At 64.6% G+C, this 22789-nt stretch carries 27 protein-coding genes; 13 read left to right on the forward strand and 14 right to left on the reverse strand.

Annotation, left to right across the window (positions count from 1 at the left end; genetic code table 11):
- The first annotated feature begins 102 nt into the window (after positions 1-102).
- Entirely contained in the window at positions 103-1038 is a 936-nt protein-coding gene (locus AB0O58_RS06775) for a LysR family transcriptional regulator (protein WP_366238033.1), read from the forward strand.
- Complete coding sequence (locus tag AB0O58_RS06780; protein ID WP_032384035.1) at positions 1038-2129, forward strand: spore photoproduct lyase family protein; 1092 nt, start codon at positions 1038-1040, stop codon at positions 2127-2129. The genes AB0O58_RS06775 and AB0O58_RS06780 overlap by 1 nt, the downstream gene beginning before the upstream one ends.
- Positions 2130-2133: 4 nt before the next feature.
- Here AB0O58_RS06780 and AB0O58_RS06785 read toward each other — a convergent pair whose 3' ends face one another.
- The gene (locus tag AB0O58_RS06785) at positions 2134-2502 is read right to left on the reverse strand and encodes a helix-turn-helix domain-containing protein (RefSeq protein ID WP_032364524.1); all 369 of its coding nucleotides are present in this window, start codon (positions 2500-2502) and stop codon (positions 2134-2136) included.
- Between the two features lie 79 nt (positions 2503-2581).
- Between AB0O58_RS06785 and AB0O58_RS06790 the strand changes: the two genes are divergently transcribed.
- The 5 genes from AB0O58_RS06790 to AB0O58_RS06810 all read left to right on the forward strand — a co-directional run bounded on the left by AB0O58_RS06790 (position 2582) and on the right by AB0O58_RS06810 (position 7407).
- On the forward strand, positions 2582-2992 hold the full coding sequence (locus AB0O58_RS06790; RefSeq protein ID WP_032399624.1) for a RidA family protein: 411 nt from the start codon (positions 2582-2584) through the stop codon (positions 2990-2992).
- Positions 2993-3067: 75 nt separating this feature from the next.
- Entirely contained in the window at positions 3068-3625 is a 558-nt protein-coding gene (locus AB0O58_RS06795; RefSeq protein WP_027494440.1) for a dihydrofolate reductase family protein, read from the forward strand.
- 39 nt (positions 3626-3664) lie between these two features.
- Positions 3665-4897: an AGE family epimerase/isomerase gene (locus AB0O58_RS06800; RefSeq protein WP_032373821.1), complete on the forward strand. Its 1233-nt coding sequence runs from the start codon at positions 3665-3667 to the stop codon at positions 4895-4897.
- A 48-nt stretch (positions 4898-4945) separates the two neighbouring features.
- Positions 4946-6301, forward strand: coding sequence for a hypothetical protein (locus AB0O58_RS06805; RefSeq protein WP_032373822.1), 1356 nt, complete (start codon positions 4946-4948; stop codon positions 6299-6301).
- Positions 6298-7407 (forward strand): hypothetical protein, encoded by a 1110-nt coding sequence (locus AB0O58_RS06810; protein ID WP_366238034.1) that lies wholly within the window; start codon positions 6298-6300, stop codon positions 7405-7407. Before AB0O58_RS06805 ends, AB0O58_RS06810 begins: the two co-directional genes overlap by 4 nt.
- Positions 7408-7435: 28 nt before the next feature.
- Here AB0O58_RS06810 and AB0O58_RS06815 read toward each other — a convergent pair whose 3' ends face one another.
- Both AB0O58_RS06815 and AB0O58_RS06820 read right to left on the reverse strand, forming a co-directional pair.
- Positions 7436-7696, reverse strand: a complete 261-nt coding sequence (locus tag AB0O58_RS06815) for a hypothetical protein (RefSeq protein ID WP_052053276.1) — start codon at positions 7694-7696, stop codon at positions 7436-7438.
- Positions 7697-7814: 118 nt separating this feature from the next.
- On the reverse strand, positions 7815-8348 hold the full coding sequence (locus AB0O58_RS06820) for a CGNR zinc finger domain-containing protein (protein WP_032373823.1): 534 nt from the start codon (positions 8346-8348) through the stop codon (positions 7815-7817).
- A gap of 39 nt (positions 8349-8387) precedes the next feature.
- On the opposite strand from AB0O58_RS06820, the gene AB0O58_RS06825 reads away from it, so the two are divergent.
- On the forward strand, positions 8388-9389 hold the full coding sequence (locus AB0O58_RS06825) for a DMT family transporter (protein WP_032373824.1): 1002 nt from the start codon (positions 8388-8390) through the stop codon (positions 9387-9389).
- 7 nt (positions 9390-9396) lie between these two features.
- Here AB0O58_RS06825 and AB0O58_RS06830 read toward each other — a convergent pair whose 3' ends face one another.
- Complete coding sequence (locus AB0O58_RS06830; RefSeq protein WP_032373825.1) at positions 9397-10041, reverse strand: TetR/AcrR family transcriptional regulator; 645 nt, start codon at positions 10039-10041, stop codon at positions 9397-9399.
- Positions 10042-10113: 72 nt separating this feature from the next.
- Between AB0O58_RS06830 and AB0O58_RS06835 the strand changes: the two genes are divergently transcribed.
- Genes AB0O58_RS06835 through AB0O58_RS06845 form a run of 3 tightly spaced genes read left to right on the forward strand, consistent with a single transcriptional unit; the run spans position 10114 to position 13193 of the window.
- On the forward strand, positions 10114-10980 hold the full coding sequence (locus AB0O58_RS06835) for an SDR family oxidoreductase (RefSeq protein ID WP_027494433.1): 867 nt from the start codon (positions 10114-10116) through the stop codon (positions 10978-10980).
- 25 nt (positions 10981-11005) lie between these two features.
- Positions 11006-12496, forward strand: coding sequence for an NAD(P)/FAD-dependent oxidoreductase (locus AB0O58_RS06840; RefSeq protein ID WP_032373826.1), 1491 nt, complete (start codon positions 11006-11008; stop codon positions 12494-12496).
- A 37-nt stretch (positions 12497-12533) separates the two neighbouring features.
- Positions 12534-13193 carry an NAD(P)-binding domain-containing protein gene (locus AB0O58_RS06845; RefSeq protein ID WP_027494431.1) on the forward strand — a complete coding sequence of 220 codons (660 nt, stop codon included), beginning with the start codon at positions 12534-12536 and terminating at the stop codon, positions 13191-13193.
- A gap of 23 nt (positions 13194-13216) precedes the next feature.
- Here AB0O58_RS06845 and AB0O58_RS06850 read toward each other — a convergent pair whose 3' ends face one another.
- The 6 genes from AB0O58_RS06850 to AB0O58_RS06875 all read right to left on the reverse strand — a co-directional run bounded on the left by AB0O58_RS06850 (position 13217) and on the right by AB0O58_RS06875 (position 18101).
- Positions 13217-13498 (reverse strand): protealysin inhibitor emfourin, encoded by a 282-nt coding sequence (locus tag AB0O58_RS06850; RefSeq protein WP_196249541.1) that lies wholly within the window; start codon positions 13496-13498, stop codon positions 13217-13219.
- 9 nt (positions 13499-13507) lie between these two features.
- Positions 13508-14581 carry a M4 family metallopeptidase gene (locus AB0O58_RS06855; protein ID WP_366238035.1) on the reverse strand — a complete coding sequence of 358 codons (1074 nt, stop codon included), beginning with the start codon at positions 14579-14581 and terminating at the stop codon, positions 13508-13510.
- A gap of 90 nt (positions 14582-14671) precedes the next feature.
- Positions 14672-15421, reverse strand: coding sequence for a 5'/3'-nucleotidase SurE (locus tag AB0O58_RS06860; RefSeq protein ID WP_032373828.1), 750 nt, complete (start codon positions 15419-15421; stop codon positions 14672-14674).
- The gene (locus AB0O58_RS06865; protein ID WP_366238036.1) at positions 15418-15603 is read right to left on the reverse strand and encodes a hypothetical protein; all 186 of its coding nucleotides are present in this window, start codon (positions 15601-15603) and stop codon (positions 15418-15420) included. The genes AB0O58_RS06860 and AB0O58_RS06865 overlap by 4 nt, the downstream gene beginning before the upstream one ends.
- The gene (locus AB0O58_RS06870) at positions 15600-16370 is read right to left on the reverse strand and encodes a PfkB family carbohydrate kinase (protein ID WP_366238037.1); all 771 of its coding nucleotides are present in this window, start codon (positions 16368-16370) and stop codon (positions 15600-15602) included. Before AB0O58_RS06870 ends, AB0O58_RS06865 begins: the two co-directional genes overlap by 4 nt.
- Positions 16371-16427: 57 nt before the next feature.
- Entirely contained in the window at positions 16428-18101 is a 1674-nt protein-coding gene (locus tag AB0O58_RS06875; RefSeq protein ID WP_283542126.1) for a phospholipase D-like domain-containing protein, read from the reverse strand.
- 54 nt (positions 18102-18155) lie between these two features.
- Between AB0O58_RS06875 and AB0O58_RS06880 the strand changes: the two genes are divergently transcribed.
- Entirely contained in the window at positions 18156-19004 is an 849-nt protein-coding gene (locus tag AB0O58_RS06880; RefSeq protein ID WP_027494425.1) for an aldo/keto reductase, read from the forward strand.
- 72 nt (positions 19005-19076) lie between these two features.
- Here the strand turns inward: AB0O58_RS06880 and AB0O58_RS06885 are convergent, their stop codons facing one another.
- On the reverse strand, positions 19077-19715 hold the full coding sequence (locus tag AB0O58_RS06885; RefSeq protein ID WP_366238038.1) for a 3-oxoacid CoA-transferase subunit B: 639 nt from the start codon (positions 19713-19715) through the stop codon (positions 19077-19079).
- On the reverse strand, positions 19712-20473 hold the full coding sequence (locus tag AB0O58_RS06890; protein ID WP_283550640.1) for a CoA transferase subunit A: 762 nt from the start codon (positions 20471-20473) through the stop codon (positions 19712-19714). Before AB0O58_RS06890 ends, AB0O58_RS06885 begins: the two co-directional genes overlap by 4 nt.
- A 141-nt stretch (positions 20474-20614) precedes the next feature.
- Between AB0O58_RS06890 and AB0O58_RS06895 the strand changes: the two genes are divergently transcribed.
- The gene (locus tag AB0O58_RS06895) at positions 20615-21397 is read left to right on the forward strand and encodes an IclR family transcriptional regulator (protein ID WP_179274489.1); all 783 of its coding nucleotides are present in this window, start codon (positions 20615-20617) and stop codon (positions 21395-21397) included.
- Here AB0O58_RS06895 and AB0O58_RS06900 read toward each other — a convergent pair.
- Together AB0O58_RS06900 and AB0O58_RS06905 are read right to left on the reverse strand one after the other, a co-directional pair.
- A complete protein-coding gene (locus AB0O58_RS06900) occupies positions 21394-21648 on the reverse strand; it encodes a hypothetical protein (protein WP_032364511.1) in 255 nt (84 codons plus the stop codon). The genes AB0O58_RS06895 and AB0O58_RS06900 overlap by 4 nt on opposite strands.
- A 9-nt stretch (positions 21649-21657) precedes the next feature.
- Entirely contained in the window at positions 21658-22623 is a 966-nt protein-coding gene (locus tag AB0O58_RS06905) for a bile acid:sodium symporter (RefSeq protein ID WP_179274490.1), read from the reverse strand.
- Positions 22624-22789: the final 166 nt, after the last annotated feature.

Below are 22789 nucleotides of genomic sequence, written 5' to 3' on the forward strand. Positions count from 1 at the left end.
GATGTCGGTGTTGTTCGTTCGGATACGACTGTCCTCGGACTCGACCATCAGATCCAACGAAGAAAAACGCTGACAACTATCTCGATATGCGATCATCGACGGATGGAGCTGCGCCACCTCGAATACTTCGTCGCGGTCAGTGAAGAACAGAACTTCACCCGTGCCGCTGCCCGTCTGCATATCGTTCAATCAGCGGTTTCGGCGGCGATCAAGTCCCTCGAACGAGAACTGGGTGCATCGCTGCTCGATCGCAACTCCAAGCGTGTCCTGCTGACCGAGGCCGGTCGGGCTCTGCTTCCCCGTGCTCGGGTCGTCCTCGATGCCGCTCGCGATGCCCGTGATGCGGTCGACGACGTTCGAGGCGGCCTGCGCGGCACCGTCAGAATCGGCACGTTGACCTCGATCAAGCTGATCGACCTTCCCGGTCTGCTGGGCGAGTACCACCGCCGGTTTCCGCACGTCCAGCTCATCACCGGCGCAGCGCCGTCGGGCACTCAGGGGCTACTCGAATCGGTGGCAGACGGCCGACTGGACCTCGCGTTCGTCTCCGACTCCGGCCGACGGCCCGCCGGGATCGACGTGCGAGAACTCGCGTCGTCGGTATTGGATCTGGTGCTCCCGTCGGACCACCCCCTGGCCGAACGAGAGTCCTTGACGCTGCACGACATTGCACCGTACGACTTCATCGACTCGCCGATCGGCTTCGGAAATCGCGCGGTGGCCGACCGCGCGTTCGCCGACGCGGGATTGCAACGACGCGTGAGCATCGAAATCACCGATATCTCCACCGGCGTTGCCTACGTCCGCAACGGCCTCGGGATATCGCTGCTACCCCGGTTCGTCCTGACCGAGCGGAGCGGTGTGGTCGTCACCACGGTGTCGAAAGTGGATCTGACGTGGCCGCTCGCGGTTGCGACCTCGTCGACTCGCGCTCCGAGCGCGGCGGTACGTGCCCTGCTGGGCGTGCTCGACGAATTTCTCGCCCGAGCTGCGGTAACCGGGAAGCATTGCACGCTGCGACGCGTTGAACACGAGTAATGGATGATCTTCTGGTTGCCCCCACTCGACTCTGGACACCCTCGCGTGTCCTGGTCACCAAGTCTGCGTCCGAGTTACCCCACACCGCGGAAATTCTCCGTCGGTGCGAAGCAGCAGGCGTCGCCGACATCGACATTCTGTCCGGTGACCGCCTCACCGGACTGCGTGGTGAGTCCGAGCGCGAGACCTACGCACGAGCCAAGTCGACGATGGCCGTGGTGGTCGCCCCGCCGAGTGTGCTGAAACCGCAACCGATTCCGCCGAGCGCGGACTGGCGGATCGACCTGGCCAAGGGATGCCCGGCGCATTGCCAGTACTGCTATCTCGCGGGCTCGTTGTCCGGTCCGCCGATCACCAGGGTCTTCGCCAACCTCGACGACGTGCTGGCCGGTATCGGCACTCACGCAGGCCGCGGTTCCATCACCTCCGGCACCGATGAGCGCGGGCACGAAGGCACCACATTCGAGTTATCCTGCTACACCGATCCTTTGGGGATCGAACACGTGACGGGCTCTCTTGCCGAGGCCGTTCGCAGAGTGGGCGCGGGCGTGTACGGCGACGACGTATCGCTGCGTTTCACCACCAAGTTCGACGACGTCCGCGAGTTGGTGACGCTCGACCACGGCCGCCGAACGCGAGTTCGGCTGTCGGTCAACGCCGATGACATCGCGCACCGGTTCGAGGGCGGCACGGCACGTATGCCGGCTCGGATAGAAGCTCTGCGGCAGTTGGCACTGGCCGGTTACCGAGTGGGGTTGACGATCGCGCCGATCATGCCGATCCCGCAGTGGCGCGAGCAGTACGGTCGATTGCTCGCGAATGTCTCCGACGCGTTGCGCGATGTGACCGATCTCGATCTGACCGCCGAAATCATCACTCACCGCTTCACGCCGTCGAGCAAGGATGTGTTGTTGAGCTGGTATCCGGGAACGAAACTGGAGATGGACGAGGGCGCGCGCACAGCGAAGAGAAACAAGTTCGGCGGCGTGAAATACGTCTATCCGAAGGACACGATGGCCGAGATGCGCAGCTGGTTCGTCGACGAACTTCGCGACGTTCTGCCCGACGCGCAGCTGCTGTACTGGACGTGAACCGTCACAGGGCATCGAATCGGTCTCGCGCTCGGTCGATGTCGTCCATGTGCGTGGTTGCCCACGCTAGCAGGACGTCGACGGGAGTTCGAAGCGTTTTGCCCAGGGGAGTGATTCGATATTCCACCGCCACCGGGCGGGTGCTCAGCACCGTGCGTTCGATGATTCCGTTGCGTTCGAGCTTCCGCAGCGTTGCGGTGAGGGACTTCTGAGTCACCTCGGGAATCCCGCGGCGGAGATCGTTGAATCGGCAGGGGCGCTCGCACAATTCGTTGAGTACTTGCAGCGACCATTTGTCCAGCACCTGATCCAACAGTTCGCGGTGCGGGGCAGTGATCGTGAGTTCTGCGGTGCCGTCGGCGGTATCGGTCATGAAACCAGGTTCCCTTGAAGTGTCCTTTGTGTACCAGGTATCAACGTTATACCTGAATTTCTACGACGAAGGACCAACCATGAGCGTCACTCGATTCACCCCGCCCGGAATGATGCAACCCACCCCGTATCACCACGTGGCGGTGGGTCAGGGTTCTCGACACGTCCACGTCAGCGGTCAGATCGCCCGGAACGAGGACGGGTCGGCCATCGATACCGACGACCTCGCCGGTCAGGTTGCGCAGGCGCTGCGCAATACCGCGATCGGATTGACCGGTGCAGGAGCAACATTCGAGGACGTACTGCGGCTGACGTTCTACGTCACGCACTGGGCTCCCGAGCTGATCGGTGAGTTCATGGACGGCGTCACGCGCGTCGCCGACGAGATCGGACTGCCGACTCCCATGCCGCCTGCGTCGTTGATCGGAGTGGATTACCTCTTCGAACCGGACGTGCGGGTCGAGGTGGAAGCAACCGCGATTCTGGACTGAAACCGCGGATAGGCCGGTGACTTCTCGGCGGTGCGGAGGTCGATACCGGCAAACCCACCCGACCTTTGGAGTGACATGGCGATTCTGACCTACAACCTGCATGTTTCCCTCGACGGCTACATCGAGGATCCCGACGGCAGCCTCGACTACTCGATGCCCGACGAGGAATCGCATCGGTTCTCGAATCGACAGACCGTGGAGACGAGCGTCTTTCTGTTCGGACGGCGGCTGTACGAGGCCATGGAGGACTACTGGACCGACCCGGAACGGGCGGCCGGCGACCCCGTCGAAGCCGAATTCGCCGAGCTGTACAAGGCAACTCCCCGGGTGGTCTTCTCGGACACCCTCACTTCCGTGCCCGACGGTTGCCGGCTGGTCCGTAGTGCCGACGCCGTCGCGGAAGTGGAGCGAATGAAACGGGAGACCGAGGGCACGTTGGCCGTCGCCGGCGCGTCGTTGGCCGCATCGTTGTTCGACTCGATCGACCAGTTCGAGCTCATTGTCGTCCCGACCATCCTGGGTGGTGGAAAGCCGTACTTCCCCGTGGGGCACCGACTGAACCTGGTGCTGGAAGAGCAGAGGCACTTCCCCACGTCGGGCTGGATGTATCTGCGGTACAGGGTGGTTCGGTAAGCAGACCTGTCGTCCGGCCCGATCGCGCAGAATGGGCTCATGACATCCGGTGATCGTCGTCAGTGGTGGACCTTGCCCGCGCACCAGCGGTGGCTCGACACAGAATCGGCTCGGCTCCTCCGGTTCGGTAGCTCGCTCGAGCATCCTGCCGGGGGAGCGGCGTGGTTGAACGACCGCGGACATCCGGACCTGAGCCATCCGGCCCTGACCTACATCACTGCTCGGATGGCGCACGTGCATTTCCTGGCCTCGATGCAGGGGTATCCGGGGTCTCGTAGGAAAGCCGATCGAGTGTTCGACGGTCTACTGACGACGTTGCGGGACAGCACGAACGGCGGGTGGTTCGAGTCCAGCGCCGACGCCTCGTCTCCCGATGCGACGAAGACGGCCTACACGCACGCCTTCGTAGTGTTGGCTGCAGCCGCAGCCGCAGCGGCGGGACACCCCAGTGGACGGGGGCTTCTCGACGAAGCCCTCGAGGTCGTGGATCGGCGATTCTGGGACGAGAACCACGGCATGTGCGCAGACACCTGGAATGCGAGCTGGACCGCGCTCGACGGCTATCGCGGAATCAACGCCAACATGCACATGGTCGAGGCGCTGCTGGCGGCGGCCGATGCGGGTGCGCCCGAGGTCTGGCGAAGCAGGGCAGTACGCATCTGCGACAACGTGATCGGCTGGTCACAGGCGAACGAGAATCGCATTCCCGAGCATTTCACTGCGGAATGGCAGCCGATGCTCGAGTACAACAGCGGCGACACAGCAAACCAGTTCAAGCCTTACGGAGCAACGGTGGGGCACGGTTTCGAGTGGGCGCGGCTGCTCGTGCAGGCGAGTCTCGTGGCCGATAGCCCTGGTGGCCACGATTACGTTGCCGCCGCCGCGTCGCTGTATCACCGCGCGGCGCAGGACGGCTGGCAACCCGGCGGCCCGTCGCCTGGCTTCGTCTACACCACCGACTGGACTGGGCGACCGGTAGTGAGAGAGCGTCTGCACTGGGTGTTGTGCGAGGCGATCGCGGCCGCCGCGACACTGGGTCGTCGGACCGGAGAAGACCGCTACGACAACGACTATCGCACCTGGTGGGACATTGCCGCCGACTCCTTCATCGACCTCGTCGACGGCTCCTGGCATCACGAACTCGACGCGGACAACAGGCCCGCAGCCACGGTGTGGAGTGGCAAACCCGACCTGTACCACGCTGTGCAGGCAACATGGATCAGCCGAGGTGTGAACAGCTCGAGTATGGTGGCGGCGCTGCTGGCGGCCTGAATGGCCGCATCGGACCAAAACCGTCCGTTGGGTATGTAGTGTCGTCTCGTGCGCGAAGGTAGAAGACACAACGCCGTCATCGACGTATCCGTCATCGTCACGGTGGTCGCACTCGGTGTCGTTGCGGCCGGACTGCTGCATTCGCCGGAAAGTGAACTGCCGCCCGGAAATGCTGTGTCATCCGGAGAGGCCGCGCGCGACGGTGACTACTCCATCGTCTCCGAGCCTGTCGAGTATCCGGCCGACATTCCGGGGTGCTCCGAGGTCGAGCCACCCCCGCCCAGTGAGGATGGGCGCCTCATCTCGGTCATCGGGAGTCAGGCTCCGTCCTACGACAATCCTGCCTACCCGTGGTTGACCGCGAGCAAGGCGGGAGCGATGACCGACGCTCTCGTGGGCGCACTTCCAGCGGATGTCACCGTGAAGTTGGCCGCCCCATCCCAGTCGCTGACCTTCCAACCGGTGGACGACTTCGGCGGTAATGTGCCGGAGGGCCTCGAGGCAAGCACCAGTGCCCGCGGCGACCTGACTCGCGCGGGGGTGTCTGCGTTTTCCAGCGTCGATGTTCGACCGTCGTCGACGGGGATTCCGGCCTGTGTCGCAGGCGTTCTCGACGCCCGCACCACCGAGCCCGACGGAACGGTGGTCGATACCGACGACAGTTGGTACGAGATCGGCGGTGACCGCACGAACAGTCGCAGAGCGACGGCGTATCACCCGGACGGAACTCTGGTCACCGCGAATCTTAGTACTACCGTCGGTCCCGAATTTCCCTTGGACACATCCGAGTTGACCCGAATCGCGGCGCTGCCGGGCCTCCGAGTCGGTTCGCCTGCACCGGCGGGAAGCGCTGCGCCGCGCCAGGATTGCTCGGTCTCGCTCGCAGGGGAGGCGACAGCGGTGGATATCGACGAGGTGTCCTTGGACGCCGCGAACGAGGCGTTGACGACAACGTGGCAGGCGCTATCCGACGCGCCCGTCCTGAACCGGCCGATCGGGTCACTGGTACCCGATCGCACGGGCAGGGGTGCCTGTACGGACATCGACGTAGTGAACTCCGATGTAGCGCTGTCGATTTCTGCGTCCTCCGGCGCGGCACTCCCGGTGGCGAGGGACCCCTACGATCCGGAAAATGCGTACGAACCTGTTGTCGAGTTGCGAACACTGCCCGACGGTTCGGTGCTCGAATCGTACGACGTCGATCTGTCGAGCAGCATGACCGCGGAGGACGGAACCATGCGGTTGGCGAGGTCGGTCACGCTGACGCGACCGTCCGGCGTGCAGGTGTCGGTTCGGTCGACGGCGGATTTCGTTCCTGGCGGGGGCCGTTCGACACGGCCGGAACCGCTGCCATTCGAGCTACTGGATGCAGTCGCCCAAGCTCCGATCACGGAGTGGCCGTGAAGGATTCGACGACACGCACTGTTCTCGCTGCAGCCGCGGTGACGGTGGCAGTGGTATCCGTCGCCGCGGCTGCGGTCGTGCTGGTGAATGTGGACGTGTCCGTAAAGCCGTCGATGGACGATGCAACGACGTCGGCGTTCGACGAAATGCCGACGTTCTCGGAGGAGACGGAGACAATTGAGGTGCCGGCTGGGCCGGCGCTCGAGCCCAGCTGGCGGATCGACGCAGAGACCGTCTACGGCAGGCAATTCGCTGCATTCCGTTCGCCGACCGCAAGTTTGACGTTCGATCTCGGGGTCACGGGCGTGATCGACGCCGGCGATGTTCTCGTCACCGCAATGGGCCTGCCGAATCCACGGTCGTCTTCGCTCGATGCAGTCGAGTTCGTGGCCCTCGATGCCGACGACGGCAGTGTGCGATGGAAGGCGTCGCCCGGAACAGTCGACGTATGCGCGAGCGTTCCCGTTCAGAGCGAGATCGTCTGTCTCGACACGTATTCCGATGTGCAGTCCCTCGTCACTATCGGTACGAACGACGGGGTGGTGAAGCGGATACCGGTCCCCGAGGACTGGTACGTCTACGCGATCGAGAGCGACGGGACATCGGTGCTGTTGTTGGAAGGCAGCCCTGAGGACGGCGAATCCGTGTTGCACGGCGGGTCGGTGAATGCACTCGACCGAATGTGGAGGCTACCGATCACCACATCCATGGGGTGGGAGGGCCTGAGTGGCACAGTGATTCACACGGCCGACGGGCGAGGCGTCGTGGCGATGGGCGGGGAGGCGACATTTTTCGATCCGACCACCGGAGCACCCGTCCGGGGTCTCGACATGACCTCGGATGACACCGTCGTCGACTCCACCGGCGCTACTGTGTGGGAGTTGCCGGATCCGTTCGATACGGACAAGGTCATCGGCAACACTCGTTATTCGATCGACGGTCCGGCGTATGTCGCAACCACGGATTCCGGTGATGTGCGGTGGCATTGGACCATCCCGGCTGGATCCGATGGGTTCACCGACAGCGGCACTATCGCCCAGACGCGATCGGGTGTGTTCTTCCTCGGAACCGATTCGATGGTTCGTCTCGAATCGGTTCCGAGTTGACGCCGAGCAGCTCTACCGTGCGGCAGTGCTATTCCCGGTGCGGAGTGCGCTCACCGGTGTTCGGGTCCACGTCGAACAGTTGATCGGTGTTGTCGGGGGAGTAGACGACGGTGTCGACTTCCCGCGCGCGTCGTCGGGCACCATCGCGAACGGCGAAGAACGCGGCTGCGAACAGTACGACCACGGTGATGCCGGCGACGATCGCCCATCCCTCGAAGCCGCCCGCCAGAGCCGCGATCAGACCGCCCGCGGATGCGATTCCGGCGAAGATCAAGATGACGGCCAGCATGTTCTCGACTGCACGTGCCCAGCTCGTTTTCGAAGGCCTTTTCTCGACCATGGGGATGTTCCTCTCGCTAAGTTCCGTCGCCGAATACCCGAAACCCGGTCGTCTAAGCCCTGCGGTGCTACTGGGCCTTGCGTGCGCGGTACGCGGCGACCGCCGCGCGGTTGCCGCAGGTGGTGCTGCAGAAGCGGCGAGAGCGGTTTCGGGAGAGGTCGAGAACCAGCCCGTTGCAGTCCGGATCGGCGCAGACGTCGAAACGAGAGAGCTCGTCGGCTCGGATGACGTCGATCATGGCCATCGCGGTCTCGACGACGATGCGGGTTGCCAGTGGACTGTCGTCGGCGACGGCATGGATGTGCCAGTCGAGAGTGTCGTGCCGGACCAGTCGGGGCAGGGCCGAGGATTCGGCAAGCAAGCGGTTCACCTCGATCACGGCGTCGTCTCGACTGCTGGTGAGCAGTGATCGCAGGGTCGGACGCAGTGCCCGCACAGCCTCGAGCTCGACGTCGTCGCCGTCGAACCGTCCGGAGTAGCCCTGGTCGGTGAAGAAGTCGGCCAGCTCCTCGCGGGTGGTCAGCGTGTCCGGGTCTTCGGCGGAATTGACCAATGCCACGGCGGACAGAAGCGACAGTTCTGCGTCATGAGCAAAAAGCATGTTGACACCTTACCAATCCACTCCCTACTGTCACATGTCATGACGGCTTACACTCATGACGCGCAGGTGGATCGCGCAGCTGCACACGACGCTGCGGCACGGTCGCGTCGACTCTCGGGGCTCGGGTTCGCGCTCCTGTCCGCGGCATCGTTCGGGCTCTCCGGCTCGCTGGCCAAAGGCCTGCTCGATGCCGGCTGGACCGCCGGTGCCGCCGTGACTGCGCGCATCCTGCTCGCGGCAGCGGTGTTGCTGATTCCGTCGATTCTCGCGCTGCGTGGACGCTGGGGCCTGTTGGCCAAGAATTGGAAGCTGCTCGTGGCCTACGGTGCCTTCGCGGTGGCCGGTTGTCAGCTCGCGTTCTTCAACGCCGTCGGCCGAATGGACGTGGGTGTCGCACTGCTCATCGAATTCACCTCGCCCGTAGCCGTCATCGGCTGGATGTGGTTTCGGCACCAGCAGCGTCCGGGTCGGCTGACGCTGGTCGGTGCGCTGTTGGCCGCAATGGGACTGGTGCTCGTGCTCGACCTGATCTCCGGCGCGGACGTCGACAGCGTCGGCGTGCTGTGGGCGCTCGGCGCGATGGCGGGGGCCGCCGTCTACTGGGTGCTCTCCGCCGACGAGAGCAACGGCTTGCCACCGATCGTGCTTGCCGGGGGCGGTCTGCTGGCGGGTGGACTCATTCTGCTCGCCGCCGGGCTGGTCGGCATCGTCCCGTTCGCGGCTCCCCTGACCGACGTCACGTTCGTCGATGCCGTTGTGCCGTGGTGGGTTCCGATCATCGGTCTCGGTGTGGTGACCGCCGCGTTGGCGTACGTACTCGGAATTGCGGCCGGCCGACGCCTCGGCTCGCGGCTGGCGTCGTTCATGGGTCTGATGGAAGTTGTTGCAGCGCTTGTGTTTGCGTGGCTGTTGCTCGGCCAGGCTCCGGGGCCGATCCAATTGGCCGGTGGCGCACTGATTCTGCTCGGTGTCGTCGTCGTCAAATCAGGTGAACGCGTCACCTCGGACGAACCGGTGGAGCCGCTGCAGAGCAGAGCATGACAATTGCTCAGCCGTCGACGCGTCCGAATACGACGGCGGCCAGAATGGTGTGCGCACTGGCGATCACGGAGTCGAGAGGTTCGCGTTCGGGGGACAGCAACCATTGCTGAGCGATGGTGAGAACCGCGCCCACCAGGCCCATCGCCAGCGTTTTACGGTTCGGCCCGGCCAGGCCTCGGCTGGACCCGACGGTGTCGGCTACCTGTAGCACCGTCGCCGAGAACGAGGTGGTGGTCTTGCGGTACAACGCGTCGACGGTGGGGGATACGCCGAGGATTTCGACGAAGGCGATACGAGCGGACTTCGGTTGCTCGGCGACGAACGTGAAGAATCCGGTCAGGGCTCCTCGGAGCACCTGTTCGCTGGACTCCGTCTCCGAGGCCGCTCCGGCGAGGATGCTCTCGCGCATCGCGTCGGTGGCGCGGGCGTAGGTGGCCATCAGGAGTTCTTCGCTGTTGGTGAAGGACTCGTAGAAGTAGCGCTTGGTCAGCCCCGCTTCGACGCAGACTTTCTCCACGGTCGCCGTCCGGTACCCGGTGGTGCCGAACACTTCGACGGCGGCATCGAGCAGCCGGGTTCGACGCTCCTGCTGCCGCTGCTGCGGGGGAGCTCCGCGATACGTCCTGCCGACGTCACTGTGATGGGTAGTCACAGACAGATCTTGACACCGCTCGGTATCAGATGCAAAGTGTTCGCAGGAATGAATCTCGATCGAGGGGGAGACATGGCGTCATCGACGCTCCGGAACAAGGTCGTTCTGATCACCGGCGCGGCACGAGGAATCGGTGCCGAGACCGCACGTGCGTTGGCAGGTCGTGGAGCCAAGTTGGTACTCGTCGACGTCGACGAGGCTCCGCTGCGGGAGGTCGCGACGCAGCTGAAGGCCGAGGCGTTCGTCGCCGACGTCCGAAATCTGGACGACATGCAGCGCGCCGTCGACGGCGGCATCGCGGCCTACGGAGGCATCGATCTGGTGCTCGCCAATGCGGGAATCGCCAGCTACGGATCGATCCTGCAGGTGGACCCGGCCACGTTCCAGCGCGTCATGGACATCAACGTGATGGGCGTGTTCAACACCGTCCGCGCTGCGTTGCCGTCTCTGATCGAACGCAACGGCTACATCCTCGTCGTCTCCTCGCTGGCCGCGTTCACCCCGTGCCCCGGCTTGGCCGCGTACAACGCCAGCAAAGCCGCAGCCGAGCATTTCGCCAATGCGCTTCGGCTGGAAGTGAACTACCGAGGAGTCGACGTCGGCTCGGCCCACATGGCCTGGATCGATACCCCGATGGTCCAGGACGCGAAGTCCGATCTCAGCGCCTTTCAGGATTTGCTCGCGGTACTGCCCGGCCCCCTCGGGAAGACGATGACCGTCGAGCAGTGCGTGGATGCGTTCGTCGACGGCCTGGCCAAGCGCAAGCGCCGCGTCTACGTACCGCGGTGGGTGGGTGCGGCGTCCTGGTTCAAGGCCGTCATCACCTCGCGCGTCGGCGATCGCAGCATGTTGGCGCACGTGCCGACGATCCTGCCCAAGATGGACGAAGAAGTAGCGCGCCTCGGTAGGTCCGAGAGCGCCCGCAACAAAATCAGCTGACCCCCCACCGAAGGAATCGTTGCTCATGACTGCCGTACTGACCACCCCCGAGGTCGATGTCCTCATCATCGGCGCAGGCCTGTCCGGGATCGGTGCCGCGCGTCACCTCGGGCACGATCTGCCCGGGAAGACGTACACCATCCTCGAAAGCCGCGGGGCGATCGGTGGCACCTGGGATCTGTTCCGCTATCCCGGTATTCGCTCCGATTCCGACATGTACACCCTCGGGTACAGCTTCAAGCCGTGGACGGGAGAGAAGTCCATCGCCGACGGTTCCGACATCCGTAACTACATCGTCGAAACCGCACGAGAAGCGGGTGTGGACAAGCACATTCGATACCACCACAAGGTCGTTGCCCTCGAATGGTCGTCCGAGCAGCAGTTCTGGACGGTCACGGCGCAGCGCAGCGATACGAACGAGACCGTCACGATCACCGCGTCGTTCGTGTTCTCCTGCAGTGGTTACTACAACTACGACAAGGGTTTCAGTCCGGAGTTCGTCGGCCAGGAGAACTTCGGTGGGCAGGTGATCCACCCGCAGCACTGGCCCGAGGATCTGGATTATGCGGGCAAGAAGATCGTCGTCATCGGCAGTGGCGCAACGGCAATCACGTTGGCACCCAACCTCGCCCGCGATGCCGAGCATGTGACCCTGCTGCAGCGCTCGCCGAGCTACATCCTTTCGCTCCCCTCCAAGGACCCGATTGCGCAGACACTGCGGAAACGTCTGCCGAAGAAGTTGGCGTACAGCGTGACTCGGCTCAAGAACGTGTCGATGGCCATGTTGATCTTCACTTTGAGCCAGAAGTACCCGGAATTCATGAAGAAGCGGATCCGGAAGATGCAGGAGGGATGGCTGCCGAAGGGGTACGACCTGGACACCCACTTCACCCCGTCGTACAACCCGTGGGATCAGCGCCTGTGCCTGGTGCCCGACAACGATCTGTTCCGCTCGATCCGCAAGGACGAGGTCTCGATCGTCACCGATCACATCGACAGCTTCACCGAGACCGGCCTGAAGTTGAAGTCCGGTCAGCACCTCGACGCCGATATCGTCGTCACTGCAACGGGATTGAACCTGTCCGCACTCGGTGGCGCGACCTTCCGCGTCGACGGTAGAGACGTGGATCTGCCCAGCACCATGGCGTACAAGGGCATGATGCTCACCGGCATCCCCAACTTCGCTTTTGTCGTCGGGTACACCAACGCGTCGTGGACGCTCAAGGCCGACATGGTCTCGAACTACGTCATGCGCCTGCTCGCCCACATGGACGAGAACGGGTACAGCACCGTCGAGCTCGAACGCGACCCGTCCGTGGACGAGGAGCCGTTCCTCGATTTCGCCGCCGGCTACGTGCTGCGGGCCGTGGACAACTTCCCGAGGCAGGGCAGCGAAACTCCGTGGAAGCTGCGGATGAACTACTTCCGCGACCTGCCGGTTTTGCGGTACGGCAAGCTCGTCGACAAGGCGATGAAGTTCGGGCGGCCTCGATCGAAGGTCGCGGTCGCTTCCTGACGGGAATAGATCGAGTCCCTGATCGTTTGTTCCGGACATGAAAATTGGCATCATCGGAAGTGGATTCATCGGCGGAACGCTCGTGCGCCGGCTGACGGCGCTCGGTCACGAGGTTCGGTTCTCGAACTCACGAGACCCGGAGACTCTGGCGGAGCTGGCGTCGGAAACCGGAGCGACGGCGGTGTGGGCAGCGGACGCGGCGCAGGATGCGGACCTGGTCATCCTCAGCATCCCGCAGAAGAACGTGCCCGACCTCGCCGCCGGTATCGCCGGCGCACGCAAGCCCGGAGCGCCGATCATCGAAACGAACAACTACTACCCGCAGCAGCGCGACGGTCTGATCGAAGACATCGAAGGCGGCACACCCGAGAGCGTGTGGGTGTCGCAGCAGCTCGGTGAGCCGGTCATCAAGGCCTTCAACGGAATTTGGTACAAGCACCTGCTCGAGAAGGGTGTTCCTGCCGGAACCGACAAGCGCATCGCGCTGCCGATCGCCGGGGACGACGCCGAGTCGAAGAAGCTGGTGTTCTCGGTGATCGACGAGCTCGGCTTCGACCCGGTCGATGCCGGTTCCCTGGCCGAGTCCTGGCGTCAGCAGCCGGGAACCCCGGTGTACGGCAAGGACTTCGGCGTCGACGACACGGTGAAGGCGTTGGCCGAGGCGTCCCCGGAACGCTCCGCGGAATGGAAAGCTTGAGCAGATCTACTCGAGCCGCTGAACTACCTGACGCGACCCTCGCGGAGTGTTCGCTCCGCGAGGTCGCGTAGCGGCCCGGTCAGGGCCGAATCGCCGACCCGGCACGATTGCTCGCCCACCGACACGTTCCACACGAAGGTGTCGCGGGCCTGCGACTCTGCGGGCTCGGGTGGGGGCGGCTCAGCGAGGTACGGGCGCGCAGCCTCGACCAGCGACTGCCATTCCGGCTCGTCGGTTTCGACCACTCCGCGTCTGGACATCCCGGCGATCCCACCGGTTCGCAGTACCTCGATGCGCAGGCTCATGCCCCTCGATCACACCCGATCGTCGCTCGGCTCCCGTGTTGACTGAACTCCCACGGTAGACCAACCGGTGGCCACGGCCCGGGAGACGTCGGAATCCGTGCCGAATCGCTTCTGCGCTGCGAGCAGCGTCGCCGCGGAGAAACCGGCGAAGTCGACCGTTGGTTCCAGGCCCCCGACGGTCATCGTGTCGAACCAGACCTGCCCGACGCGATCCCATGCCGGGCCACCCAACGTGGTTGCGGCGACGGCGAACGCGCGGTTGGGAATGCCCGAGTTGATGTGCACACCGCCGTCGTCCTCGGTGGTGACGACGAAGTCGTCCATGCTCGCCGGCTGCGGGTCCTTGCCGAGTACATCGTCGTCGTACGCGGTGCCGGGCTCGAGAAGCGAGCGCAGCGCCTTGCCCTGCACCGCGGGCAGGAACAGGCCTTCACCGATCAACCACGACGCGTCCTCGGCGTTCTGCTTCGCGGCGTACTGCTCCACGAGTGCACCGAACACGTCGGAGATGGACTCGTTCAGTGCGCCGGCCTGGTCCTTGTATTCGAGCGGGGTGGTGTACTGCGTGAAACCGTGCGCGAGCTCGTGCGCGATGACGCCCAGAGAAACGGTGAAGCGGGCGAACACCTCTCCGTCACCGTCGCCGAACACCATGCGAGAGCCGTCCCAGAACGCGTTGTCGTAGTCCCGGCCGTAATGCACCGTCGCATCGAGGGGCAGGCCGCTGCCGTCGAGACTCGAGTAGCCGTACACCTCGTCGAAGAACGCATACGTGGCACCGAGGCCGTCGTATGCCTCGTCGGTCGCAGCATCGCCGGTGGGATCCTCACCCTCGGCACGAACCTGCTGACCCGGGAGGTCGCGGGTCGCTTTCGCATCGGAGATGGTGCGTTCGAGGGTGCCGCCGGTCCGCGGTGCGATGGCGGTACGTGCCTGGACGACCTCTCTGCCCGCCCGCATCTCGCGGTCGGCCAGCAGAGTCGCGCGTGCACCGGCTCCCTGTAGACGCTCGAGCAGAAACGGTGGAACTACGCCATGCGAGTGGAGCCTGCGGAACGATCCGGAATCGGTATCTGTCGTCATGTGCGGTGACCCCCTAGGTCCGTTGCATGTGCGGTGATGATTCCCAGTGTGCCCGAGGGCACCGACACAATCGGCTCCACCGCACCGAGCTCACTCACGCAGCGTCGACAGATCGATACTGTCCACCTCGCTCGGGAGACGCAGCGCGGTGACGGTCGCCCAGTTCCGGGCCAGCAGGGAGGCGTCGGAGTCGTCGTCCTCCGCGTGGATCTCGTCGAACCGGACGGTGACGAAATCTTCTCCGCGATCGCCTATTTCGGCCTGCACCGCGCCGTACCGGGCCAGCGAGGCCGGAACGATCCCGGCGAAATCCGACCGTGCAACGTCGGGAATGTTGACGTTGACGACCGCATCGACGGTCAGGTGCGAGATCATCCATGTCACCGCCAGATGCGCGACGTGTTCGGCGGTGTCCCAGTGCGACGGCCGGGTGGCGAGCGAGGACAGCGCCATGGCGGGAACCCCGTGCGTCAATGCGGTCAGCGCCGCGCCCACCGTCCCCGAATGCAGTACGGCCGCACCGGTATTGGGGCCGTGATTGATACCGGAGAGGACCACGTCGGGTGGATCGCCGAACGCGCCTCGGGTGGCGACGAACGCGATGAGGGCCGGTGAGGCCTGTACCGCATACACTTCGACACCGCGCAGCCCCTCGATCTCGGTTCGCACGATACCGAGGTGATCGTCGACGCCCATCCCCGTCAACGATGCACTGGCACCGCTGCGTTCTTCATGGGGAGCGGCCACCACGACGTCGAGGCCGGCGTCGAGCGCGACCCGCGCCAGCAGCGCGATGCCTGCGCTGTCCACACCGTCGTCGTTGGTGATCAGCGCCCTCATTTCTTGCCCGCCTTGCCGTACGGACGCACGTCGACCGATTCGGTGAGTCCGAGAACCAGGTCTTTTCGGCCGCTACCGAGGCCGCGGCGGGTGACGTTGGCCGTGCCCGCGCCTCCGCCCAGCCGGAGCGCCTCCGGCATCGACAGTCCCTGAGCGATTCCGGCGGCAATGCCGGCGCTCATCGAATCGCCTGCGCCGTGGTGGTCGACCATCTGTAACCCGGGGTGACGATCTCCAGCACGTCCCCGTCGACCAACGCCAGGGCGGGGTCTCCCGCTCGGGAGATCACAACCACCTCGGCACCGTCGTCGTGCATCTTTCGCATCGCATCGATCAGGTGCTTCGGGTCCTCGGACTCGGCTCCGCCGTCGGAAATGAGGTCCTCGTGGCTGACCTTGAGCACCGTGAGACCGCCGGCGAGGGCGGCTAGCATCGTCGGTCCGGACAGGTCCGCCACCACCGGGACGTCGAGCGCACGTAGGTCTGCGCACAGTCGCTCGTAGACCTCGGGCGGCACGATGTTGTCGGCGTGCGGACCGCCGAGAATTGCCACGTCGCTGCGGGCACCGGTGGCCAGTGCCGCGCCGAACAGGTCGTCGAGCGCGTGCCTGGCCAGCGGCGGCGGATCGACCGTGGCCAGTACCTCGCGCTCTCCGCTGCGGCGATCGTGCACGTAGGAGCCGCTTTCCTGGCCGATGTCGACGGAGACGACGGAGATGCCCTCGTTCTCGACGATGCCCCGCAATACGGCACCGATCTCGCCGCCGAACACCCCGGCGAGGGTGACATCGAGACCCAGCACCGACGCCATCCTGGCGATCCAGTGACCCTGACCGCCCGCGTGTACGTGCAGTTCGGTACTGCCGTTGGGGGCAGCGTCGAGGGTTACCGTCAGTAGTGGGGACGGCGCGAAGACGAGCGCGCTCGGTGCGCGAGAGGAGGTGGACATCGTGAGCGAATGCCCGATATGTCAGGTCCGAAACAGCTACAACTCGAAAACGTGGACTCAGAATCGACGACGCAGGCGCATCCCGATAGGGCGTCCGTCGGGGTCGACGAACAACCGGTAGGCGAGTGCGGCAAGTCGCTGCTGCCAGACGGGCGGCACCGTGATCTCGTGCATTCGCAGTCGGCCGACGGGCCGGGGCTTCGCGGACGGGTTGCGGTGCCAGCTGTCCAGGGCCGTCGCGCTCGCCGAGATCACGTCGAAGAACTGCTGCGGGTCGACGAGGTCGGCGTCGTCGCCGTCGGCCCGCCCGAGGTGTTCGCGGATCAGTTCGAGTCTCAGGTTGCGCGCGTGGGTTCTGGCGCCGTCGCCGAGGCCTGCTGGGTCCAAGGGTGCCCGATCGTCGCGCTGCTCGTCGACAATGGCCGCGGTCAGCTCCGAATCATGGGTCCAGGAGCGGCGATTGAAGTTGTCCGACCCCACTGCCGCCCACACGTCGTCGATGATGCAGACCTTCGAGTGCACGTATACCGGTATGCCACGGTCGTTTTCGATGTCGAGTACCAGTACGCGGTCACCGCCGGCTGCGCGGATGACCCCGAGCGCCGCCGAGTGTCCCAGCAGCGCAGAGGGAATGGTCAAGTTACTGTCGTCGTCGAGGTGCTTGGGGACCACCACCACCAGCCGCAGGTTCGGCTTGCGGCGCAGTGCCGCGGCGAACACGCGCGCGACGTCGACGGACCATAGATATTGGTCCTCGATGTAGATCAGCTCGGTGGCGCGGTCGAGGGCTTTGGCGTACGCACGGGCCGCGCTGCGCTCGCCTCTCGTCGCGAACGGGTAGGCGGGGCGTCGACGCGGGTAGGTACGCAGCAGCTGAACCGAGCACGTGCCCTGCGGCTCCGGGGCGGCGGCAGCGGGTGGCAACTCCGACGGTTCACGCCTGACTCCGCGCAGGAAATCGGGAATGGCGTGCCACGGTAGACGCGAGAGCGCCGCGGGATCTTCCCACCGTTCGCGGAAGACGTCCTCCACATCCCGGACTGCGGGCCCCTCGATCTGCACCTGCACGTCGTGCCACGCCGGAATCTCGCCGTACTCGGGCGGGAAGGGGCGCGAGACGGGATCGCCGAAGTGATCGGCGTCGTCGCGTCGAGCACGGGCCAGATCGATACCGCCCACGAAAGCGACGTCGGGCAAATCAGTCCTGCCGTACCGCACGACCACGAACTTCTGATGGTGGCTCCCGGTGACCAGCACGCGCTGGTCCAGAATGACCTCGCCGCCCGCCTCCTCCAGCCGCAGCGCGAGCTTGCGGTTCTTCGGACCGGTGAAACCGAGGGTCTCCATGTGGGAGCGCCACACCATGCCCTTGACGACGCCACCGCGGTGCGCGACGGCGGCCAGGGCATCCTCGACGGTCACGCCGTCGTCGGTGAGCAGCTGCTCCGGGTCCCCGCGCCAATCGGTGAAGAGCACCAGATCGTCGCGCTCGGTCTGCTCGAGGGCCCGTGCGAGTGCCGCGAAGTACGTCTTGCCGTGCACGAGGTTCTCGACGCGATTGCCCTCGGTCCAGGCCGAAATTCGGGTGTCGTCGTTGCCTCGCTCGGGCGCGGTCAGGAACCATGGGTGCCCCGGATCGAAACTGCGCTCGGGAGCTGTCAGAGCAGAGGTGGACCGACCGAATTTCTCGGCAACTCCGTCTACGACGCGCCGGATGCGCTGCACTATCACGATGGCATTGTTCCACCCGGTTTGAAGGCCACAGTGGGCGGGCACCCCGGCGATATGACTCAGGTACCCAACGTCACGCTCAGAAACGGCAAGCAGATTCCCCAGCTCGGTTTCGGCGTCTTTCAGATCGACGCCGACGAGACCGCGAAGGCCGTCGAAACGGCGCTCGAGATCGGCTACCGACACATCGACACCGCGCAGATGTACGGCAACGAGAAGCAGGTCGGCGAGGGCATTCGCAACTCCGGCATCGACCGCGAATCGGTGTTCGTCACCAGCAAGCTCAACAACGGTTTCCACCGGCCCGACGATGCGCGCTCGGCGTTCGACAAGACGCTCAGCGACCTCGGGACCGACTACGTCGATCTCTTCCTCATCCACTGGCCGCTGCCCACCCGGTACGACGGCGACTTCGTCTCCACGTGGAAGACGTTGGAGGAGTTCGCCGCCGACGGCCGGGCCCGCAACATCGGCGTCTCGAACTTTCAGCCCGCTCACCTCGATCGCCTCGCCGAAGAGACCGAGACGGTCCCCGCGGTGAACCAGATCGAGGTGCACCCGTACTTCGTCAACCACGACGTGTGGGCCTACGGCCGCGAACATGCCATCCCCACCGAGGCGTGGTCGCCGATCGCTCAGGGCAACGTTCTCGACGACGCGGAACTGAAGCGAATCGCCGACGCCACAGGCAAATCCGTCGCCCAGGTGGTGCTCCGCTGGCACATTCAGCGTGGCAATATCATCTTCCCGAAGTCGGTGACTCCGGAGCGCGTGAAGGCCAACTTCGACATCTTCGACTTCGAGCTGAGCTCGGCCGACGTCGATGCGATCACTGCACTCGACAAGGGCGAGGAAGGCCGGAACGGTCCGAATCCGGACACGTTCGACATGATTCCGGACTAGAACGTAACACTGTGGGCCCGAACGTCTTCGGACGTTCGGGCCCACAGTGCTGTTCGAACGGCTGTCGGTGCTTCAGTGCTTCAGGGTTGATCCGGTGGCGGCGATGACCTGTTCGGTGGTCACGCCCGGTGCCAGTTCCACGAGCTCTAGCGTGCCGTCGCCGACGACGTCGATGACGGCCAGGTTGGTGATGATGCGGTCGACGACGCCCTGGCCGGTCAGCGGCAGGGTGCACGCGTCGAGGATCTTCGGATTGCCGTCGCGGTCGATGTGTTCCATGACCACGATGACGCGTCGAGCCCCGTGCACCAGGTCCATCGCCCCGCCCATGCCCTTGACCATCTTGCCCGGGACCATCCAGTTGGCGAGGTCGCCGTTTCGGGAGACCTGCATGCCGCCGAGGACGGCCGTGTCGATGTGTCCGCCTCGGATCATGCCGAAGCTCAGCGACGAATCGAAGTACGACGCACCGGGATTGACGGTGACGGTCTCCTTTCCGGCATTGATGAGGTTGGCGTCGACCTCGTCCTCGGTGGGGTAGGGGCCGGTGCCGAGGATGCCGTTCTCCGAATGCAGAGTGACGTTCACCTTGTCGGTGAGGTAGCCCGGGATCAGCGTCGGCAAGCCGATGCCGAGGTTGACGTATTCGCCGTCGACCATCTCGGCCGCCACACGCTCGGCCATCCGGTCTCGGGTCCATCCTGCGGTCATGCTCGAACTCCTGAACTGACGGTGCGCTTTTCGATGCGCTTGTCCTGTGGACCGGTATGTACGACACGTTGGACGAACACTCCGGGAAGATGCACCTGGGCCGGGTCGATTTCGCCCGGCTCGACGAGCTTCTCCACCTGAGCGATGGTGATCCTGCCGGCCATCGCTGCCAGCGGATTGAAGTTCATCGCTGTCTTGTCGAACACGAGATTGCCTGCGGTGTCGCCGATCTTGGCGTGCACGAGAGCGAAGTCGGCGTTGATCGCCTCCTCGAGCACGTAGCGTTTGTTGCCGAACACCCGTGTTTCCTTGGGCGGTGACTCGATCGAGACGGAACCGTCGGCGTTGTAGCGCCACGGCATTCCGCCGTCGGCGATGGGGCTGCCGACCCCGGCGGGGGTGAAGAAAGCGGGAATGCCGGTGCCGCCGGCGCGGAGACGTTCGGCGAGCGTGCCCTGCGGTGTCAGTTCCACTTCGAGTTCGCCGGCGAGGTACTGCCGGGCGAACTCTTTGTTCTCGCCGACGTACGACGCAGTGACGCGGCGAATACGTCCGGCTGCCAACAGAATTCCCAATCCGTAGCCGTCGACGCCGCAGTTGTTGGAGAACACCTCCAATTCGTCCGCGTCGGTGTCGGCGATGGCCTCGATGAGGGCATCGGGGATGCCGCACAGGCCGAAGCCGCCGACCGCGATGGTCGCTCCTCTACCGATGTCCGCCACCGCGTCGGCTGCGGAGTCGTAGGTCTTTCCTGTCACGTGAACTCCTGATGTGTTCGTTGAGCAAACGATGGGTCCAGTGAACTCGACCAGCGCGCATCGTGGCTGTTTTAGGAAATTCTGCTCGAATGTCGAACATGAAGTGCGTCGGCGTTCACTCAGTGGACGTACAGTGGTGCGGTGACTGTGCTCGATGCCAACGCAGGCGTCATCGCCAAAGTGTGTGCTCTGCTGCGTGCCGCCAGTGCGGCGGAGGCGACCGGTACCTCGACCACCGAGTTGGCGAGGTCCGCTGGAGTTGCGCGCCCGACGGCGCATCGGCTGTTGACGGAACTGGCCGACGAGGGCTTCGTCGACCGCGATACGGGGACCGGACGGTGGGCACTGGGACCGGAAATCTATCTCCTCGGTTCCATGGCCGCATTGCGCTACGACGTCACCGATCAGGCCCGAGATATCGTGCAGGACTTGGCAATGCGGAGCGGCGAGAGCGCGTTCCTGTCCGCGTGTCGAGGTGGCGAGACGGTGTGTCTGCTTCGGGTGGAGGGCAGCTTCCCGCTACGGTCGCATGTGCTGTACGAGGGCATCCGATTACCGCTGGGTGTGGCCTCCGCAGGCTTGGCCGTTCTCGCTCATCTCCCGGACCGCGAGGTCGACGACTACCTCGACGGAGTCGATCTGGTGCCCGAGTGGGGAGCCGATCATTCGGAGTCGGCGATTCGCCACCGAATCGAGCTGACGCGGTCCTCGGGCTACGCCGTCAACCCGGCGTTGCTCGTGGAAGGCAGCTGGGGACTGGGCGCAGCGGTGTTCGACCGAGGACGCAGGCCGGCATGGGCGTTGAGTCTGACCGGTGTGGAAACGAGGTTTCGAGAGGACAGACGTCGGGAGTTGGGAAAGATGCTGCTCGACGCGGCGCACCGGCTCACCCTGCAGGTGGGCACCCGTCCCGATCCGATCTAGCCGTCCAGTTCTTCGAGAATGTCTGCGGCATCCTGACTTCCGCCGGCTGCCAGTCGCTGCAGTTCGTCGCGGTCCTCGCGCTCTCCGGCGCGTTCGACGAGCATGTCGACGGCGTCGCTGTTGCCGGCTGCGGCAAGTGAACGCAGGTCGTCGACGGTGCCCTGCTCCACCAATTCGTCGATCGCGTCCTGGTCACCGCCCGCAGCCCGTGCACGTAGTGCGGTCAGGTCGGATGGCGTGGGTTCGGTCATGTTCGGAGTCTAGGTCGCCGGTGCGAGGCGAGGAACGATCCTGACGTACGCGATCATGCCGATCAGCTCCACCAACGTCTGCGTCACCACGACCACTGCGGCGAGGGAAAGAGCCGGCGGCAGCGCGAGCGCGAGAGGCAGCACCACCAGCGAGTTCCGGGTCGCCCCGGAGAAGATCAAAGCCCGGGTCGCGGGCACGTCCTGGCGGGTGACCCGAGCCGTCGCGAGTCCGACGACGGCCATGACGACCAGAAACGCGACGAAGATCGGCACTGCTGCGATCAGCTGAGATGCCTCGCTGCGGACTGCGTCGACCTGAGATGCGACGACGACTGCGAGGGTCGCCATCATGATCGGCACCATTGCCGCTGCCATGGCGTCCATGATGCGAGTGCCGAGGCGTGTGCGTCGTGCCAACCACTGCGTTGCCGCAGCCGATGTCAGTGGCAGCGCGATCAGTAGGACGAACGCCTCGACGAACGGTGCGACGTCGATGATCTTCACCAGGTCGGGTCCGACGAACAACCAGAGATACAGCGGCAAGAACGCGATCTGCAGCAGCATCAGCAACGGAGCAGCGGCGAGAAGTCGTTCCGATGCCGCCCCGGCCAATCCGCTGAAAACGATGACGTAGTCGATGCACGGAGCCAACAGCACCAGAAGTATCCCGACGAGCACCGCTTCGTTACTCGCAACGAACCGGGTCAGTGCGAACACGACGATCGGAACGAGCACAAAATTGAGCACCACGACGCTGAGCAAGAAATTCGTGTCGCGCAGCGATACACCGATGGCGGAGAACGGAACTGCGAGGAACGTCGCGTAGAGCAAGACGATCAGCACCGGATTGATGGCGATCTCGAATGCGGGAGCCGATGCCGGTGCCGCCGACCCGACAACAACTCCGACGGCCAACGCCAATAGGTACAGCGGGATCTGGAACTTCTCCAGCCACGCCACTGCCGAACCGGTCACGTGGTACTCGTCGGTGAAGTGCAGAGGGTGGGCACGTACCGAGGATAGGCGTTGTCGAGTATTCGGGGGATGTGGCTCGGGTACGCGATCATCGCCGCGTCGGTCCGACGACCTGGGGTTCGACGGGTTCGGCGTTCTTGTCGGTGGGTCGGGATACTCTTCTTGC

This window comes from Rhodococcus sp. NPDC080181 (assembly GCF_040702225.1).
Classification (GTDB): Bacteria; Actinomycetota; Actinomycetes; order Mycobacteriales; family Mycobacteriaceae; genus Rhodococcoides; species Rhodococcoides fascians.